The sequence below is a fragment of the Rhodococcus sp. G6(2025) genome, from assembly GCF_058628105.1.
The window spans coordinates 4736600-4752261 of the sequence record NZ_CP179750.1 but is presented as its reverse complement, the minus strand read 5'-3'; the positions used below and the strand labels follow the sequence as shown (position 1 = coordinate 4752261).

Here is a 15662-nt window from a genome sequence, read left to right as displayed (position 1 = left end):
TGTGAGAAACGACAGTCCGGGTGGGGAATGAAGTTGGTTCTGGCACGCTCGGGAGGCGGGCCCGGCCACTAGGGGGTGGCCGTGGGATCCTTTCGTGGGCATCCGCAGGTGATACCGATGCGGAGTTGGTGGGCGCGAAGAACGGACTGGTACGAGCCCCCGGCACCGTCGATCCGGCGGGTGAGAAGCTCGAGAGCCTGCTCGGCCATCTCTCGCCGCGGCTGGTTGACGGTGGTCAATTCGACCAACGGGGAGGCTCCGGGGAAGAGGCCGTCGAAACCGGTGACGGCGACATCACCGGGCACGGTGATCGAGTGCGCACGCAGGGCGCTGATCGCGCCGAGCGCAATAGCGTCGCTGCCACAGACGATCACCCTCGGGAGGGCCTTGTGCGCGAGGAGTTTTTCGACCGCCGCATAACCGCCCTGCTCACTGAGGTAGGTGCTGATGCGATGCGAGGCGATACTGCGAATGCCATGAGCTTCGGCAGTACGTGTAAACCCCTCCTCCCGGGCGGCAGACGCACTCGAGGTGCGCGGCCCTACAATCGTGACGATGTCCCGATACCCGTGCCCGACAACGTGTTCCATCATCTCCGACGCCGCAGCTCGGTCATCGATTCCGACGAAGTCGGCCTCGACCCGTTCGATGCGCCGGGACAGCTGGATCAGCGGGATACGGGCGCTGCGCAGCGACCGGACGACGTCACCGTCGTCGGGGTGCAGGACGGTGACCACGACACCGTCGACGTGCCGTGCGATCATCGCGTCCACGACGGACCGCAGCGTGTCGGGATCTTCCTGCGTGTGGGCAAGGAACACCTCGTACCCGCGGGCGCGGGCGGCGTCGATGGTCCCCGCCGCGATCTCGGTATAGAACGGGTTGGCGATATCGGTCAGCACGAGCCCGATCACCCGGGACTGATGCGAGCGGAGACGGTTCGCGCGGGCACTCGAGGTGTGTCCGAGCTCCTCCGCGACCTCGAGAACCCGTTCCCGAGTCTCCTCCGACACCCCCGATCGCCCGTTCATCACGTAGGAGACGGTGGCCGGCGAGACGCCGACCGCACGCGCGACATCGGCCGCGGACACCCGAGGGGGCCGCTGCCTGCCGCTGCCTACATTGGCTGTTCTCACTGGTTCACCTCCTCCTCACTGATCGGATACATCGACGTTAAGTGTGACCCGAATCATTAAGCAACGTTAAGTTGAAAGACTCCCTTGGCGCCCGTTGGAGGGGCCGTGACCGCGCATGCAGAGCGTGCCGAAGTGACGGCAAGGGTCAGACGGTTCGCGAATGATGCACGTCACAACTTAACGTTGCTGAACTTGACCGGTGCTTCTAGCGTTCTTCCCCGCGCCGCTCGTGGCGCACCGTCCGCGCCCTGCCTTTTTACCGCCCATGAAATGGAGCAGCCCATGCCCGACATCGCTACGGTCAGGACTCCGTCAGAGCCGAGGAGTACGACCATGCGCAGTAGTTTCAGCATCGACGTCGTCGCAGATCTGAAGACCACGCTTGGCGAGGGACCGCTGTGGGATGTCGAGCAGCAACTTCTCTATTGGATCGACAGCGCGGAGGGCAGAATCTTCCGCTCGACGGCACAGGGATCACACATCCGGGCATGGGAGGTCGGCCAGAAGATCGGGTCCATGGCAGTGTGCCAGGATGGCGCGAACGCGCTTGTCGCTCTGCAAAACGGGCTCTGGAACCTCGACCTGCAGACGGGCCACCTCGCCGCCCTGGTCGATCCCGAACCGGGCCTGCCGAACAACCGCCTCAACGACGGCAAGGTGGACCGGGCCGGCCGCTTCGTCTTCGGCTCGATGGACACCCTCGAAGATTCGCCCAGCGGCAGGCTCTACAGCTACAGCCCCGACGGATCCCTCGCTGTCCTGGACGAGGGCATCACCGTCTCCAACGGACCGTGCTGGAGCCCGGACGGCAGGACGCTCTACTTCTCCGACACCTGGACCGGCGAAATCTGGGCCTATGACTACGACCTCGCCACCGGTGAAGTCGCCAACCGCCGCACCTTCGCCCACGTCGACACCAGTTTCGGCGGCGCGGCGGACGGGGCGACCGTCGACGCGGACGGCTACCTCTGGCAAGCCCTGGTCTACGGCGGCAAAATCATCCGATACGCGCCGGATGGAACGGTCGACCGCACCATCGACTTCCCCGTACTCAAGCCGACCAGTGTCATGTTCGGTGGACCGAACCTCGACACCCTGTTCGTCACTTCGATGGCGAAACCGCCGCTGCCCAGATTCCCCGACGACGGACAACTGCGCGGATCCCTGTTCGCCATCCACGGCCTCGGCGTACGTGGCGTCCGGGAACACCGCTTCGGCGCATAGCGCCGAGCACGCACAGACCAAGGACACCTCATGGCACGCCCCTCACGACGCGGATCGCTGCGCAACACCCACAAATACTCCTGGATCTCACTAGCCGTGTGCTGGCTGATCTGGATCCTCAATGCGTACGACCGCGAGATCATTCTCCGCCTGGGACCCACGATCTCCGAGCAGTTCGACCTCAGCCCGGAAGCATGGGGCGTGATCGCCTCGCTGATCATGCTCTCTCTCGCCGTCTTGGCGATTCCCGGATCGACGCTGAGTGACAAGTACGGCGGCGGCTGGAGACGTGCCCGGTTCCAAGTACCTCTCGTCATTGGATACACGGCCCTGTCGTTCGTCTCCGGGTTCAAGGCGGCGAGCTCGCACCTCATCGCCTTCATCATCCTGCGGGTCGGCGTCAATCTCGGTGCAGGCTGGGGTGAGCCGGTGGGTATCAGCAACACCGCCGAATGGTGGCCGAAAGAACGCCGAGGCTTTGCTCTCGGCGTGCACCACACCGGATACCCGATCGGGTCGCTTCTCAGCGGCCTCTCCGCCGCCGCTGTGCTGGCCATGTTCGGTCCCGCGAATTGGTCGTACACGCTGTTTCTGGGCCTGATGATCGCAGTACCAGTGATGATTTTCTGGGGTCGGTACTCCACCGCAGACAAGATCGACACTCTCTACGAGCACATTTCCGCGCAGGGATTGACCCCGCCGGACCGCGACCAGGTTCAGGTACGCGCAAACGGCGAACGGGGACCTACCGCAGCGTGCTTCCGGAACCGGAACATCAACTTGACGGCACTCACCACAATGCTGACCCAGATCGTCTACATGGGCGTCAACGTTGTCCTCCCGGCGTATCTGTACAACGTCGTCGGACTGTCACTAGCCGAATCAGCCGGACTCAGTGTCGTATTCGCCCTCACCGGCAGGGACTGTCGGGATAACGGTTGAACTGGATCTGGCCGACACGCCGAGTTCTCTTGGCGAGAAGGCAAGACGATGACCGAAACACTGGATCCCATGGATCAGTCGAAGATTGACCACCAGAAGCTGGCCCAACAACTGTTGGCCCAGGCCAAAGCCGAGGGCGTCGAGTTGGTCGGCCCGAACGGACTGCTCAACCAGCTCACCGCGAACGTCCTCGAAACCGCACTCGAAGCCGAGATGGACGAGCATCTCGGCTACGAGAAACACCAGGTCGAGGGGAGAAACGGAGCGAACTCCCGCAACGGACGGCGGACAAAGACCGTGCTTACGGAGATCGGGCCGGTACAGATCCAGGTGCCACGGGACACCGACGCCTCGTTCGACCCGCAGATCGTCAAGAAACGGCAGCGACGCCTGACCGGGGTCGACGAAATCATCTTGTCCCTCTCGGCGAAAGGCCTGACCACAGGCGAAATCGCGGCCCACTTCGACGACGTCTACGGCGCTTCGGTCTCGAAGGAGACCATCAGCAAGATCACCGACAAGGTCCTCACGGAGATGACCGAATGGTCTGTCCGTCCCCTCGACCTGGTGTATCCGGTGCTGTTCATCGACGCCATCCACGTCAAGATCCGCGACGGCCAGGTCGCCAACCGACCCGTCTACGTCGCCATCGGCGTCACCACCGCAGGGGAACGCGAGATCCTCGGACTATGGGCAGGTGACGGCGGAGAGGGGGCCAAGTTCTGGCTCGCCGTCCTGACGGAAATCCGCAACCGCGGGGTCGCCGACGTGTGCATCGCCGTCTGCGACGGACTCAAGGGGCTGCCCGACGCGATCACGGCCGTTTGGCCACTCACGGTAGTGCAGACCTGCCTGATCCACCTCCTGCGCAACACCTTCCGCTATGCGTCCCGTCAATACTGGGACGAGATGTCACGGGACCTGCGACCGATATACACCGCAGTCAACGAGACCGCGGCCAAGGAGTGTTTCACCGAGTTCGCCGGCAAATGGGGACCGAGGTATCCGGCGATCGTCCGGCTGTGGGAAAGCGCCTGGAGCGAGTTCGTGCCATTCCTCGACTACGACCCCGAGATTCGCCGGGTCATTTGCTCGACGAACGCGATCGAGTCCCTCAACGCGCGCTACCGGCGGTCGGTGCGGGCGAGGGGCCACTTCCCCAGCGAGCAGGCCGCGCTCAAGTGTCTCTACCTCGCCACCCGGGCGCTGGACCCCACGGGTAAGGGAAGGGCACGATGGGTGACGAGGTGGAAGCCGGCCCTCAATGCGTTTGCTATCACATTCGAAGGCCGTATCACCCCAACTGTGATCTAGATTCATGCGCCAGAACTGGATCCACCGATGTTCTGACAGTCCCTCACCGGCATTCTTGGGCAGGTGCTGTGGCCGACCCTGTCCGATGTCATCGGCCGGCGTACCACCATCGTGGTGTGCGGTATGTGGATGGCTGTCAGCGTGGCCTGCTTCTACCTCGCCACATCCTCGCTCTTGGTTGTCCTCATCCAGTTGGCGTTTGGTCTGGTCGCTAACGCTGTGTGGCCGATCTACTACGCAGCCGCCTCTGATGCCGCACCAGAAGGCGCCGTGTCCACCGCAAACGGCATCATCACCACGGCAATGTTCGTCGGCGGAGGTATTGCACCGCTCTTCATGGGCAAACTGATCTCTCTCAGCGGTGGATGGGGTGAGCGTGGGGGGTACATCGTCTGCTTCTTCGTCATGTCTGGCTGCGCCCTGTTCGGGGTGCTGCTCCAGCTCTTCACCGAAAGGCCGAAACATGATTCGGCGCAGCATGATGAGAGTGCATCACAAGAATCGGTGGCCCAATGACCGGGATTCGCTTGTGCGCTGGCGACTTTCGAGATTCCCGCGCCAGCTGGTTGAGCGGACCAGGGGAGATGGTGCGGCGCAGTTGCTCGGCACAGGGCCGGAAAGTTGACAAGAGATCCGTTCTCGGCGCCGCGGGTGTTACCAGCTCTCCTCAACGCCGCCGTGGGGCAAGAATCCTGGTCGCAAACCGCTCGCCCCAGGATGAGGACGTGAGCGACGAACTGCAGCAATTCTCGTGCGTGACTCCCATGCCCGCCTACGTACGGGACCGCCTCCAGGCGTGGGAGGGCACAGACTTCCGGATCCTGACCACCGCCGTCGACCAGGCTCTCGATGAGCTCAACAGTCTCGAACAATCGCCGTGGGATCCGAACTGATTCCCGCCGTGCACTTTTGTGGTGTGGGTGAACGCCCGCCGGAACTTGTCTGCGGCGGGCGTTCACGGTGGGGTCAGTTCAGGGTGGCGGTGTCGATGACGAACCGGTATCGGACGTCCGAGGCGAGGACCCGCTCGTATGCCTCGTTGACTCGGTCGGCGGGGATCACCTCGACTTCGGATCCGATGCCGTGGGTGGCGCAGAAGTCGAGCATCTCCTGGGTGAGCGTGATGCCGCCGATCATCGATCCGGCGAAGTTGCGGCGGCCGCCGATCAGTGACATCACGTTCAGGCTGAGCGGTTCGGCTGGGGCGCCGACGTTGACCAGGGTGCCGTCGACGGCGAGCAGGCCGAGGTAGGCGTTGGGGTCGATGCTGGCGCTGACCGTGTTGATGATGAGGTCGAATCGGCCGGCGAGCTGCTCGAAGGTGTTGGGGTCGGAGGTGGCGTAGTAGGCGTCGGCGCCGAGGCGCAGTCCGTCCTCCTGCTTCTTCAGAGTTTGGGAGAGCACGGTGACCTCGGCGCCGAGGGCGTGGGCGATCTTGACGGCCATGTGCCCGAGCCCGCCGAGGCCGACGATGGCGACCTTCTTGCCGGGACCGGCACCCCAGCGGCGCAGCGGGGCGTACGTAGTGATGCCGGCGCACAGAAGCGGAGCTGCGGCGGCCGGGTCCAGGCTCTCCGGTACGGAAAGGACGTAATCGGCGTCGACGACGACATGAGTGGAGTAGCCGCCCTGGGTGGTGGTGCCGTCGCGGTCGACGCCGGCGTAGGTGGGGACCATGCCGTTGGCGCAGTACTGCTCGTCGCCACTCTGGCAGTTGGTGCAGTGACCGCAGGAGTTGACCAGACAGCCGACGCCGACGCGGTCCCCGACGTTGTGGCGGGTGACGTCGGCGCCGACCTCGGTGACGATGCCGACGATCTCGTGGCCGGGCACCACCGGGAAGGGCTGCGGGCCCCAGTCGCCGTTGACGGTGTGGATGTCGGAGTGGCAGATGCCGGCGTACTGGATCTCGATGAGGACGTCGTCAGGGCCGACGTCGCGGCGCTCGATGGTGGTGGGGACCAGCGGCTGGCCCGCGGCGGGGGCGGCGTACGCGTTGACACGCATGGCAGATCTTCCTTCTTCTCTGGGGGTCACAGTGGTGGTGAGCAGGGCAGGGCTGAGTAACCGGTGGCGCAGCAGTCGAGGGGCGCACCGGGCGAATTGGGTGGGGTTATCGCTTCTTGGTGTTGTGGAGTTCGTCGGCCAGTGCGCTCGCCTCGGCACCGAGGAGCGCGGCATGGTGCTCGTCGCCCGCGTCGATCGCGTGCCAGTAGTCGATTTTGAGGTCGACGTAGCGTTGACGAAGGGCGATCTGTTGGGCCTCGCGTGCAAGTTGCTGCCGGCGTTCGGTCAGCAACGCGACTTGTGCGGGGGCGGCCTCGGCCCCGAGTTGCCCGTTGGCGACGTACTCCTTCATATCGTTCACCGACATCCCGGTCGCTGCCAGGCATGCGACGGCCAACAGCTGGCCCAGGTCGTTCTCGTCGTAGACCCGGTGTTTACTGCTTTCCCCGCGGCTGATCGGCGCGATCACCCCGACCGACTCGTAGTAGCGCAGTGTGCTGGCCGGAAGTCCGGTCAGGGCGGCCGCGTCCTTGATCGTGTAGTCGCGTGGGGTGGTTTGTGCACTCACACCATCGACGCTAGGAACTTCAAGTACTTGAAGTCAAAGGTCGGATGAGTCACACCCGTCTTCCCCGACCTCGGCAGATCAGCGCGCTCGTTGCCAGGTACACGATCAGTTCGCTGGCGACCGGCCACCTTGCACGACGCCTACACCGGCACATACGGCATCGAACCGCTCCGACTGTGAAGGTGCAGCCAAGACTGCTGAGGGGTGGACAGCGCGGGAGCTGAGCTGAACCAGACCCGGGTCTGACCGGTTCTCTTCTGAGTCCGACCTCGTCATTGTCGAATTCTCGCGCACTACGAGCCACTTGTTCACAAGATGCCCACCGGTGACCCCGCTTTGCCGGTGACGGATCAACTACCGCGACTCACCCTTCTGCTCCGGCGGCACGGCCAGCGACACGCACGGTACTGGCGGGATCGGGCGTGTGGACCGATCGATTACGCGTCAGGACGGCATTTTGAGGATGGGCTTCGACCCTCAGATGCCAGTAGGGGACACGCACTCAACGAAAGGCCGCGAGAGGTTCACGGGGACCGTCACGCACCAGGGGCGTTCCCGCGTCTTCCAGCCGCGACAGCAACCTGTCGTCCCGAACGATCTTTCGAAACCCTGGGCTGACCGCAGCTTTGCGGCAAGAACATGTCGAGATCCCGGCACCGGCTCCGTCCCAGCATCGAATCGGCAAGACAACACAAGACAACAACCGGAGGATGGATCCCATGGCACACGTACAACGTTTCGACCACATCGGCATCACCGTCGCGGACCTCGACTCGGCAACGGCGTTCTTCGTCGGACTGGGCCTCGAGTTAGAGGGCACCGGATCCGTCGAGGGCGAGTTCGTGGAGACCGTCTGCGGTATCCCCGGCGCGCACTGTGAGATCGCGATGCTGCGGCCGCCCGACGGAGGGTCCCGGCTGGAGCTCGCGGCCTTCGTCACGCCCGACCACGAACCCGGATCGCCCACGGCGATGGCCAACGAGCTCGGGCTGCGCAACGTGTCCTTCGAGGTCGGCGACCTCCAGGCGGCCGTTGACGCGGTGGCTGCGGACGGGTACGGGCTCATCGGCGGCATCGGCGAGTACGAGAACAGCGTGCGGATGGCCTACGTGCGTGGGCCCGAAGGGATCATCGTGTCCCTTTTCGAGCAGATCGGCTGACGCGCGTGAGCGTGCCACGTGTGGCTGTTCGAGCACCGTACGGGCGAAATCAGGAGCGGGTCGTGGGTTTGATCGAGGTCGAACGCCAAAAGGTGGGAGGTGAACGAGATGAGCTCGGACGTGACTGACGACCAGATTCAAGCCCTGGCCGCGACCGCCAAGCCCTTTAGTCTGGTTCAGCTTCGTTGGAGCTCGGACCGATATCAGGACGGAGCCGGGGCGATTGAACTTGAACACCAACGTCGCATGGTGTCGTTACGCGCCGAAGGTGTGATCGCGATCCTCTGTCCCGTCATCTCTGACACCTTTGCCGGCGTGGCGATCATGACTGAGCCCCTTGAACGGGCGCGGCAGATCATGGCCGCCGACCCGTGTGTGCAGGCCGGAATCATGACCTGCGAGGTCCTCCCGTGCCTCGGCTTCCCGGGCGACACGCTGCCTGAGTAGCCGCACTCTCCGTCACGCAGGCAGCGGGACGGTCCTAGCTAGCCTTTCACGCGCGCTCCACGATCGCGGTTGTCGTGGTAGCCAGAGGTGTTTACGCCGACGCATTACAACCCCGATACGGAGGATCTACCCCTCATCGCAAAGTGGCCAGAGATCGGCCTCGGACCTGTCACTACGCCGGTTCCGATCGTCGGAGACATAAGTCGATACTGCATCATCGTCACGAACGTTTACCTGCCAATCTTCTACTCGGCCGGCCGGTGACGGAGTGATCCCGGTGAAGGATCGTGTCCGCTCACCGACGCACCACCCGGGACAGGTAGCGGGCATGAAGGCGGTGACGTTGACCGATCAACAGCCGGTTGAGAGGGTGAAGAATGGCTTCGAAAGAATCGCGACGACCCCCGTTGCATCCGTTGGCGACCCCATCATGGAACCTGAAACTCTGTGGCGAGGAAGACAACGCTGCTGGTGCACCTCCCCACTTCGTAAGCGCATGTCACGCCGTGGGGCGTGACACCCGCTGCTACGAGGAGCTGAGCTGGCTCGGTGAGATGAGCTGGCTTGTAGTCGACGAGACCAAAGTCTTTGGGGGCTGGTCAATTGGGCTCGAGACCGGACACGGAGGAAGCCATGGTTTCGGAACCCCGGTCGACGTCGATCTCGCCACGATCACCGCACGAGTTGCCGAAGCGGCGCAGGACTGGTTTACGGGGTGTGAACACATATTTTGGCCCGTTGCGAGCCGTAACCCGCTTCGATTGCCGAAGCCAGAGGTCCGGAACGGGTGCGGCGTCTGGGTTAGCCCCGGCGATGGCACGGTCATGTGCAGTATCGGAGACCTCTGCGAATAATCTGGACGGCCGAATCCGCTGCGTTGCTATGTGTTCCGGAGACGGATCTGCTTTCGACGGAAGGACTTGTGATGATCGGTGACCGATGGGGCGTGACCGATGACGAGGTTGCCCGTCGTTACCCGTGCGACGAGCTGGTCCCAGTGCCCGTGCTGCAGGCTTGGCGAGGCGTCACCGTGCACAGCACGCCCGACGGCCTGTGGCCGTGGGTGGCGCAGATCCGATTGGCGCCGTACTCCTACGACTGGATCGACAATTTCGGGCGCCGATCGCCACGGCAGCTGCGCGCATTGCCGGAACCCGCAGCTGGTCAGCACTTCACCGCCTCGGGGAATCGTCCCCTCGGGCGCATCCTCTCGGTCTCCACGGCGGAACAGCTCACCGGCGGGATCATGGGTGCGGTGATGTCGTACGTGCTCGTTCCGAACGGCGACTCGACGCGCCTGCTGCTGAAGGTCGTCATGGCGAAGGGCCGCTGGCTCGCGCCACTGATCTCCGTCGGCGACCTCGTCATGGCCCGCCGTCAACTGCTCAATCTCAAGCGGCTGGCCGAGCAGAACAGAGCCCCGTTGGCCTGACGGGGAACTGAAGCACTGTCACCGGCAGGGATCGGTCACCGGACGCAGTCGACCGTGGCTTCCGCTCCTATTCTGGATGTTGCCCTGGTCCCCGCTTGGCGGGTGCAGGAAGCCGAGCAAGTCGTCATCACGGGAGCGGCGATGTTCGATCCAATCAGCATCCGCAGCACGAGTGGTCGCGCCGGCCCTCAGGACAGCAGAACCCGCCGGTGGGGTCAGGCCGGGGCGAGGTGCGGGCTCTCGCGCAGTGTGTCGGGCGGTGACCGGCGAGCGGCGCCGGGGGAAATGCCGACGGCGCGCTTGAAGGCGCGGCTGAATGCCGCTTCGGAAGCGTAGCCCAGGCGGGCGGCGAGCACCGCGACGGGGACGTCGTCGGTCCGCAGCCAGTCCAGTGCCACCTGCATCCGCCACCGGGTCACGTACGCCATCACCGGCTCGCCCACCAGTTCGGTGAATCGGGCCGCGAAGGCTGACCGGGACATGGCCGTCTCCCGCGCCAGCGAGGCCACCGACCAGGGCTGGGCCGGATCGCGGTGCACGAGCGACATGGTCCGGCCGATGCGGGGATCCTGCAGGGCTCCCAACCAGCCGGTCTGCCCCGCCGGGTCGTCGGCGATCCACGAGCGGATGGCCTGGATCACCAGGATGTCCGACAGCCGGGTGAGCACTTCCTCGCCGCCCGGCCGCAGCTGCCGCCTCTCGGCGACGATGAGCCGGAGCGTGTTTCGCATCCAGTCAGCCCCGGGCGACGCCGACCCGGGCGATCCCTCGATGACGATCGTGCGGGGCAGCAGCGCCACCAGGTTGCGGGCTGCCGGGTGCCCGAAGCGGACGGTGCCGCACACGATGCTCGTGGGTGCCCCGCCGCCGCCGTGCCGCAAGATCGCATAACGATCGCTGGCGTAGTCGTATGCCAGCCCGTCGACCCGCGGGGCCGGAACCCCGGGCTCGCTGAGCAGCAGGTGCCCCTGGCCGTGCGGCACTGCCGGGGATCGTCGCCGTCCACCTCGAGCCGACAGCGTCCGGCGTTGACGACATGGAATCACATCGACTCGGGCTCGGGCGGCAGGTCCAGCCCCCATGGAGCGGTCAGCTCGGACCTGCAGTAGAAGGTGCCCGCCATGCGCAGGGCGTGCAGCGCCTCGCCCAGCGGATCGGGTGTGGTCCAGGGATCCACTCCTCGCATGGGCCCAGTCTGGCGCCCCGCACGTGCGCGCGTCCACGGACTCTGGACGAACGGGCATGAGTGAGCGACGGGCGAGCATTGTTCCACCGGCTCTGGTCCCGCAGAGTGGACGGCAGGTACATCACCCAATCACGACCGGGATCCGCCATGACCGAGATTGCACACAACGAACTGCCCACACCGGTGCTCTGGTGCTCGGCGTCGCGCTGCCGGCGATGGCCCTCGTCGCCGGGGTGGCCTACTCATTCTCGGTTGCGGTCATGCCCAACCAAGGTGCGCAACGTAATTCGAATGCTCCCTGCGCCCGAAGCCGGGCGAACCTCGTACACCACCACGTCCCTGCACCCGACTAGCTCGGAACCGCCGCGACTGAGACGTCGTCCGGACCTCGCCGGTGTCACTAGCCGAAGCCGGGACCAGTTCCCAATCCGACACGATGGGCAAGTGAGGCCGGTGACGGCGCTCGGCGACACTGTGACCGTGACCGGCGACATGCACGTCGCTGATTCGATCGTCGGCGTTGACGGCCAACGTGCCCTACACGTACGCGGCGAGGATCCAGTAGCCATCCAGGCTTGTATTCACCGCTGGTGCCTGCCCGCTCGATGAGGCCGGCGCCACGATAGCGGTCGTGAGCGCCCCTTTGGCGACCACGACGTGCCTTGCGCACTGCTCGGCGTTGCTGTATTCGGCTACCCGGACCAGCTTGTCGAAGTCGAAGCGATTGCCGCGCTTCAAGAGCGGAGCTTCATCGAGCTCGTTCCGCGTGGCGGAGGGCCGCGGCCGGTTCGGTGCCTGACGGCCACCATCCGGCGGGGGCCCCGTCCGGGCGCGCCAGGAGTGCCCCGCCGCGGGGGATGCCCATTCCGCGGGCGGTGATGGTGTCGAGGTCGTGGACGACGAGCGGAGGCCCGGGAACGGAGCGAGCTGCGCGCTGCCAGGTCGCGCTCGGGTCGGTGGTGAACAACGTCAGCCCGGGTCCGAGTAGATCGAGGGTGGACACAGTGTGGGCTCGGGAGCGCAACCAGACGTGCGGGATTCGGCCGCCGAGGTCCGCGGGCAGTTCGTGTGCGGCGAGTCGAGCCCCGCCGCGCGGGTCGGCCGATCGGGCCACGTTGTGTGCGGCCACCGGTCGACGTTCGGCCTCGTAGGTGTCCAGTAGCTGCGGTCCGCTCCAGCCGAGGAGCACCCAGGCGAGTTTCCACCCGAGGTCGTAGGCACTCTGGATGGCGGTGTTCATGCCGGTGCCCCCGCGTGGCGTGATCTGGTGCGCGGCGTCGCCGACGAGGAACGCGGCGCCCTCCCGCCAGCGGTCCGCGAGCTGCGCGGCGAAGGTGAACGTCCCGATGCGTTCGATTTTCGGCGCCAGGTCGGCTAGTCCGCTGCCGAGCCGGATGAGGCGGGCGGATTGGTCCCTCGTCGGCTTCGGCGAAGAGTACTGCGCGAGTTCGTGTTCCACGCCGTAGACCCATCGGTCACCGTGGCCGGCGGGGACGAAGACTCCCGCGGCTTCGGGGTGGGTGACGGCGTAGATGCAGTAGCGGCGGTCGCCGAGTAGTTCCCACAGTGGGGCACGGAACTCGGTCCCGATTGCCTGGGACAGACGCCCCGGCCCACGCATCACGATCCCGAGGGCATCGCGCACCGTGCTGCGCGCTCCGTCCGCCGCGACGAGGTAGCGGGCGTGGACGATTCGGGTTTCGCGGGTTTCGACGTCGCGCAGCGTCACCTGGACGTCATCGGACCGGTCCTCGAGGCCGACCACTTCGGTGCCCATCTCCACCCGCGCGGTGCCGAACGAGCGCAGATGGTCCAGCAGCACCGGCTCGAGCTGATCTTGCGGAACCGAGGCGGGAGCGGTCGGGCTGAGGACCGCGCTCTGCTCTCGGGTCGGGAAGCTGGTCAGGTGGGTGTCACCGGCAGCGTTGAGCGTGGGACCGACCCATTGCTTCCATTCGACCTCGACCCCGCCCGCGCGGACCTCCTGCTCCAGCCCCCAGGAACGCAACAGCTCCATCGTGCGGGTACTGATGGAGGCCGCCCGTGGTAGCCCCGACAGGGCGGGACGCCGCTCCACCACGATGACCTCGATCCCGTGGCGAGCCAGTGTGATTGCCGTGGTGAGACCCGCCGGGCCCGCTCCGACCACGAGTACAGGCGTGGACGCCCGGGGTGTCGGCGGACGGGTGGGTGTGGTCGGGCTGTTCATGACGTCAGCTCCTTCGTCCGAAGGCTCGTTGTCTCGACGTCAGGGGAGGGCGGCGGGCTCGTCTCGATTTCGCCGGACAATATGTCTCTCGATTAACAGTCTGAACTTCACGAGACGATGTGTCAAGTGAAAATGTTAAAGTGACGGCTGTGGCCACCAGGAAGTACGAGCAGCGCCTGCGCGCGGAGGCGGCCGAGGAAACGCGCCGCAGCATTATCGACGCGGTCTATGACCGGCTGCGACGAGCACCGTCCACACCGGTGAGTGTCGAGCAGGTGGCCCGGACGGCGGGTGTCTCCCGCTCCACCGTCTACCTCGTCTTCGGGTCACGAGCCGGGCTGTTCGACGCCCTCACCACGGACCTGTGGTGGCACCGGGCAGGGTTCCAGGCGGTGGTGGATGCGGTGGAGCACCCGGACGCGCGGGAGCACCTGCGCGGCGGGATCGACGCCGGTGTCCGGGTGTTCGCGGCCCACCGCGACGTCTTCCGGGCACTGTTCTCGATGGCCCAACTCGACGCGGATGCCGTCGGCGGGGCCATCGCGCGGATCGAGGAGAACCGGGCCGGCGGGATGGCGCACCTCGCCCAGCGACTGGCCGAACAGGAGGTTCTGCGGCCGGAGGTGACCGTCGACGAGGCTGCAGACCTGCTCTGGCTATTGGCGAGCTTCGACAGCTTCGACCAGCTGTACACCGGGCGGAATCTCCCCGTCGACGACGTCTCCCGCACCCTGATCGCCGCCGCCGAACGCAGCCTCTGCCGGTGAGTGGTCGGCCTCCTACCGCACGGTCACGCCGGGTCGGTGTTTCTGCGGGGCTGGCGGCGCCGGTGGAACCGTGCACGCTGGAGATCCAGGAGGATCGCGCCCTCGGCATCTACTCGCCGGTGTCGACGGGCGATTCCGGCCCGGACGGCAGTCGTATGTCGGTGCAGTTCGCAGTAATTGGTAATTGATTCGCAATAGTGTCATCGGCACGTCGCGCAGTGGTGTCACGATCGGGGATGTCAGCGCTCGTGGAGGAAACGGGCGGAGTGTTTCGTCGGGTGGTCAGCTGGGAGCGAACAGGGGCATAGGTGGTCGTGTGCCGGCGCTGTAGTGGGTATGGGCGAACTGGAGAAGTTGGACGGCTACTCGAGGACGGTGATCTCGGTTGCCGATACGGTGTTGCCGAGTGTGGCAAGCCTGGTTGTGCGGACGTCACGGGGGAGCGGTTCGGGCAGCGCGAGTGTGATCACCGATGACCGGCTGTTGCTGACGAGTGCGCACGTGGTGGCGGGAGCGAGCGGGGCCGAGGCGGCATTCACCGACGGAACTGTTGTCCGCACCGACGTGGTGGGGCGCGATCCGTTGTCCGATCTCGCTGTGCTGCGTGCTCGGGGTGATGTGCCGGCTCCGGTGGAATTGGGTGACGCCGCGTCGCTGCGGGTGGGGCAGTTGGTCGTCGCGTTGGGGAACCCGCTGGGTCTGGCGGGCAGTGTGACGGCGGGCATCGTGTCCGGGTTGGGCCGCTCGTTGCCGGTGGAGTCGGGGCGGGTGATCGATGAGGTGATCCAGACCGACGCGGCGCTGAATCCGGGGAACAGCGGTGGCGCGTTGGCCGACAGTGCGGGCCGGCTGGTCGGGGTGAACACCGCTGTGGCCGGAATGGGGGTGGGTCTGGCGGTGCCGATCAACTCGACGACGAGGCAGATCATCGCCGCGTTGGTATCGGCGGGGCGGGTGCGGAGGGCCTGGTTGGGGATCGCGGGCATGCAGGTTCCGCTGCCTCCGAAGCTGCAGGGGCGGATCGGGTCGAAGACCGGTTTGCAGGTTGCCGGTGTCTCCCCGCGCAGCCCGGCCGCCGAGGCGGGGCTGCGGCGCGGAGACATCATGGTCGAACTCGACGGCAAGCCGATCGTGACGACGACCGCCGTCCAGCGGTTGATGGTCGAGGATGCGATCGACCGGCAGATCGAGATCACGGTGTGGCGCAACGGTGCGCTGGTGGACGTGTTCGCACGTCCTCGTGAGCTCGCGGCCTGACGACCACACGGCG

General features: G+C 65.7%; 17 protein-coding genes. 10 read left to right on the top strand and 7 right to left on the bottom strand.

The annotated features are described in order from the left end of the window. Positions 1-68: 68 nt before the first annotated feature. Positions 69-1136 carry a LacI family DNA-binding transcriptional regulator gene (locus ACLIVD_RS21790; protein WP_283351923.1) on the bottom strand — a complete coding sequence of 356 codons (1068 nt, stop codon included), beginning with the start codon at positions 1134-1136 and terminating at the stop codon, positions 69-71. A gap of 333 nt (positions 1137-1469) precedes the next feature. Between ACLIVD_RS21790 and ACLIVD_RS21785 the strand changes: the two genes are divergently transcribed. From ACLIVD_RS21785 to ACLIVD_RS21765, 5 genes are all read left to right on the top strand, one after another. Further along, positions 1470-2360, top strand: coding sequence for an SMP-30/gluconolactonase/LRE family protein (locus ACLIVD_RS21785; RefSeq protein ID WP_491930639.1), 891 nt, complete (start codon positions 1470-1472; stop codon positions 2358-2360). A 30-nt stretch (positions 2361-2390) separates the two neighbouring features. Beyond that, complete coding sequence (locus tag ACLIVD_RS21780; protein WP_491930638.1) at positions 2391-3302, top strand: MFS transporter; 912 nt, start codon at positions 2391-2393, stop codon at positions 3300-3302. A gap of 48 nt (positions 3303-3350) precedes the next feature. Then, on the top strand, positions 3351-4616 hold the full coding sequence (locus ACLIVD_RS21775; protein ID WP_095870919.1) for an IS256 family transposase: 1266 nt from the start codon (positions 3351-3353) through the stop codon (positions 4614-4616). A 51-nt stretch (positions 4617-4667) separates the two neighbouring features. Beyond that, positions 4668-5132: an MFS transporter gene (locus ACLIVD_RS21770; protein WP_491932910.1), complete on the top strand. Its 465-nt coding sequence runs from the start codon at positions 4668-4670 to the stop codon at positions 5130-5132. A 209-nt stretch (positions 5133-5341) separates the two neighbouring features. Then, positions 5342-5509 (top strand): hypothetical protein, encoded by a 168-nt coding sequence (locus ACLIVD_RS21765; protein WP_283352186.1) that lies wholly within the window; start codon positions 5342-5344, stop codon positions 5507-5509. Between the two features lie 73 nt (positions 5510-5582). Here ACLIVD_RS21765 and ACLIVD_RS21760 read toward each other — a convergent pair whose 3' ends face one another. Both ACLIVD_RS21760 and ACLIVD_RS21755 read right to left on the bottom strand, forming a co-directional pair. Beyond that, positions 5583-6623, bottom strand: coding sequence for an NAD(P)-dependent alcohol dehydrogenase (locus ACLIVD_RS21760; RefSeq protein WP_283351926.1), 1041 nt, complete (start codon positions 6621-6623; stop codon positions 5583-5585). A 106-nt stretch (positions 6624-6729) separates the two neighbouring features. Beyond that, on the bottom strand, positions 6730-7191 hold the full coding sequence (locus ACLIVD_RS21755; RefSeq protein WP_491930637.1) for a MerR family transcriptional regulator: 462 nt from the start codon (positions 7189-7191) through the stop codon (positions 6730-6732). Positions 7192-7910: 719 nt separating this feature from the next. Here ACLIVD_RS21755 and ACLIVD_RS21750 point away from each other — a divergent pair. The 3 genes from ACLIVD_RS21750 to ACLIVD_RS21740 all read left to right on the top strand — a co-directional run bounded on the left by ACLIVD_RS21750 (position 7911) and on the right by ACLIVD_RS21740 (position 10230). Further along, a complete protein-coding gene (locus ACLIVD_RS21750) occupies positions 7911-8351 on the top strand; it encodes a VOC family protein (RefSeq protein ID WP_283334969.1) in 441 nt (146 codons plus the stop codon). Between the two features lie 108 nt (positions 8352-8459). After that, positions 8460-8798, top strand: a complete 339-nt coding sequence (locus ACLIVD_RS21745) for a YciI family protein (RefSeq protein ID WP_283334968.1) — start codon at positions 8460-8462, stop codon at positions 8796-8798. Positions 8799-9723: 925 nt separating this feature from the next. Then, positions 9724-10230 carry a polyketide cyclase gene (locus ACLIVD_RS21740; RefSeq protein WP_283336754.1) on the top strand — a complete coding sequence of 169 codons (507 nt, stop codon included), beginning with the start codon at positions 9724-9726 and terminating at the stop codon, positions 10228-10230. A 215-nt stretch (positions 10231-10445) separates the two neighbouring features. On the opposite strand, the gene ACLIVD_RS21735 is transcribed toward ACLIVD_RS21740, so the two are convergent. The 4 genes from ACLIVD_RS21735 to ACLIVD_RS21720 all read right to left on the bottom strand — a co-directional run bounded on the left by ACLIVD_RS21735 (position 10446) and on the right by ACLIVD_RS21720 (position 13625). Continuing rightward, entirely contained in the window at positions 10446-11213 is a 768-nt protein-coding gene (locus tag ACLIVD_RS21735; protein WP_491930635.1) for an AraC family transcriptional regulator, read from the bottom strand. Positions 11214-11272: 59 nt separating this feature from the next. Beyond that, positions 11273-11416, bottom strand: coding sequence for a cupin domain-containing protein (locus tag ACLIVD_RS21730; protein ID WP_280780205.1), 144 nt, complete (start codon positions 11414-11416; stop codon positions 11273-11275). Positions 11417-11953: 537 nt separating this feature from the next. Further along, entirely contained in the window at positions 11954-12154 is a 201-nt protein-coding gene (locus tag ACLIVD_RS21725) for a hypothetical protein (RefSeq protein ID WP_349307468.1), read from the bottom strand. Positions 12155-12164: 10 nt separating this feature from the next. Beyond that, complete coding sequence (locus ACLIVD_RS21720) at positions 12165-13625, bottom strand: FAD-dependent oxidoreductase (protein WP_283336756.1); 1461 nt, start codon at positions 13623-13625, stop codon at positions 12165-12167. Between the two features lie 149 nt (positions 13626-13774). On the opposite strand from ACLIVD_RS21720, the gene ACLIVD_RS21715 reads away from it, so the two are divergent. Together ACLIVD_RS21715 and ACLIVD_RS21710 are read left to right on the top strand one after the other, a co-directional pair. After that, a complete protein-coding gene (locus ACLIVD_RS21715) occupies positions 13775-14392 on the top strand; it encodes a TetR/AcrR family transcriptional regulator (protein ID WP_283336757.1) in 618 nt (205 codons plus the stop codon). Between the two features lie 336 nt (positions 14393-14728). Further along, complete coding sequence (locus tag ACLIVD_RS21710) at positions 14729-15649, top strand: S1C family serine protease (protein ID WP_283336758.1); 921 nt, start codon at positions 14729-14731, stop codon at positions 15647-15649. The last annotated feature ends 13 nt before the right edge of the window (positions 15650-15662 follow it).

Bases quoted from the DNA above. Each gene is read 5' to 3' on its own strand.
- ACLIVD_RS21750 (WP_283334969.1), top strand. From the start codon at position 7,911: ATGGCACACGTACAACGTTTCGACCACATCGGCATCACCGTCGCGGAC.
- ACLIVD_RS21720 (WP_283336756.1), bottom strand. From the start codon at position 13,625: ATGAACAGCCCGACCACACCCACCCGTCCGCCGACACCCCGGGCGTCC.
- ACLIVD_RS21785 (WP_491930639.1), top strand. From the start codon at position 1,470: ATGCGCAGTAGTTTCAGCATCGACGTCGTCGCAGATCTGAAGACCACG.
- ACLIVD_RS21710 (WP_283336758.1), top strand. From the start codon at position 14,729: ATGGGCGAACTGGAGAAGTTGGACGGCTACTCGAGGACGGTGATCTCG.
- ACLIVD_RS21780 (WP_491930638.1), top strand. From the start codon at position 2,391: ATGGCACGCCCCTCACGACGCGGATCGCTGCGCAACACCCACAAATAC.
- ACLIVD_RS21730 (WP_280780205.1), bottom strand. From the start codon at position 11,416: ATGCGAGGAGTGGATCCCTGGACCACACCCGATCCGCTGGGCGAGGCG.
- ACLIVD_RS21775 (WP_095870919.1), top strand. From the start codon at position 3,351: ATGACCGAAACACTGGATCCCATGGATCAGTCGAAGATTGACCACCAG.
- ACLIVD_RS21745 (WP_283334968.1), top strand. From the start codon at position 8,460: ATGAGCTCGGACGTGACTGACGACCAGATTCAAGCCCTGGCCGCGACC.
- ACLIVD_RS21760 (WP_283351926.1), bottom strand. From the start codon at position 6,623: ATGCGTGTCAACGCGTACGCCGCCCCCGCCGCGGGCCAGCCGCTGGTC.
- ACLIVD_RS21740 (WP_283336754.1), top strand. From the start codon at position 9,724: ATGATCGGTGACCGATGGGGCGTGACCGATGACGAGGTTGCCCGTCGT.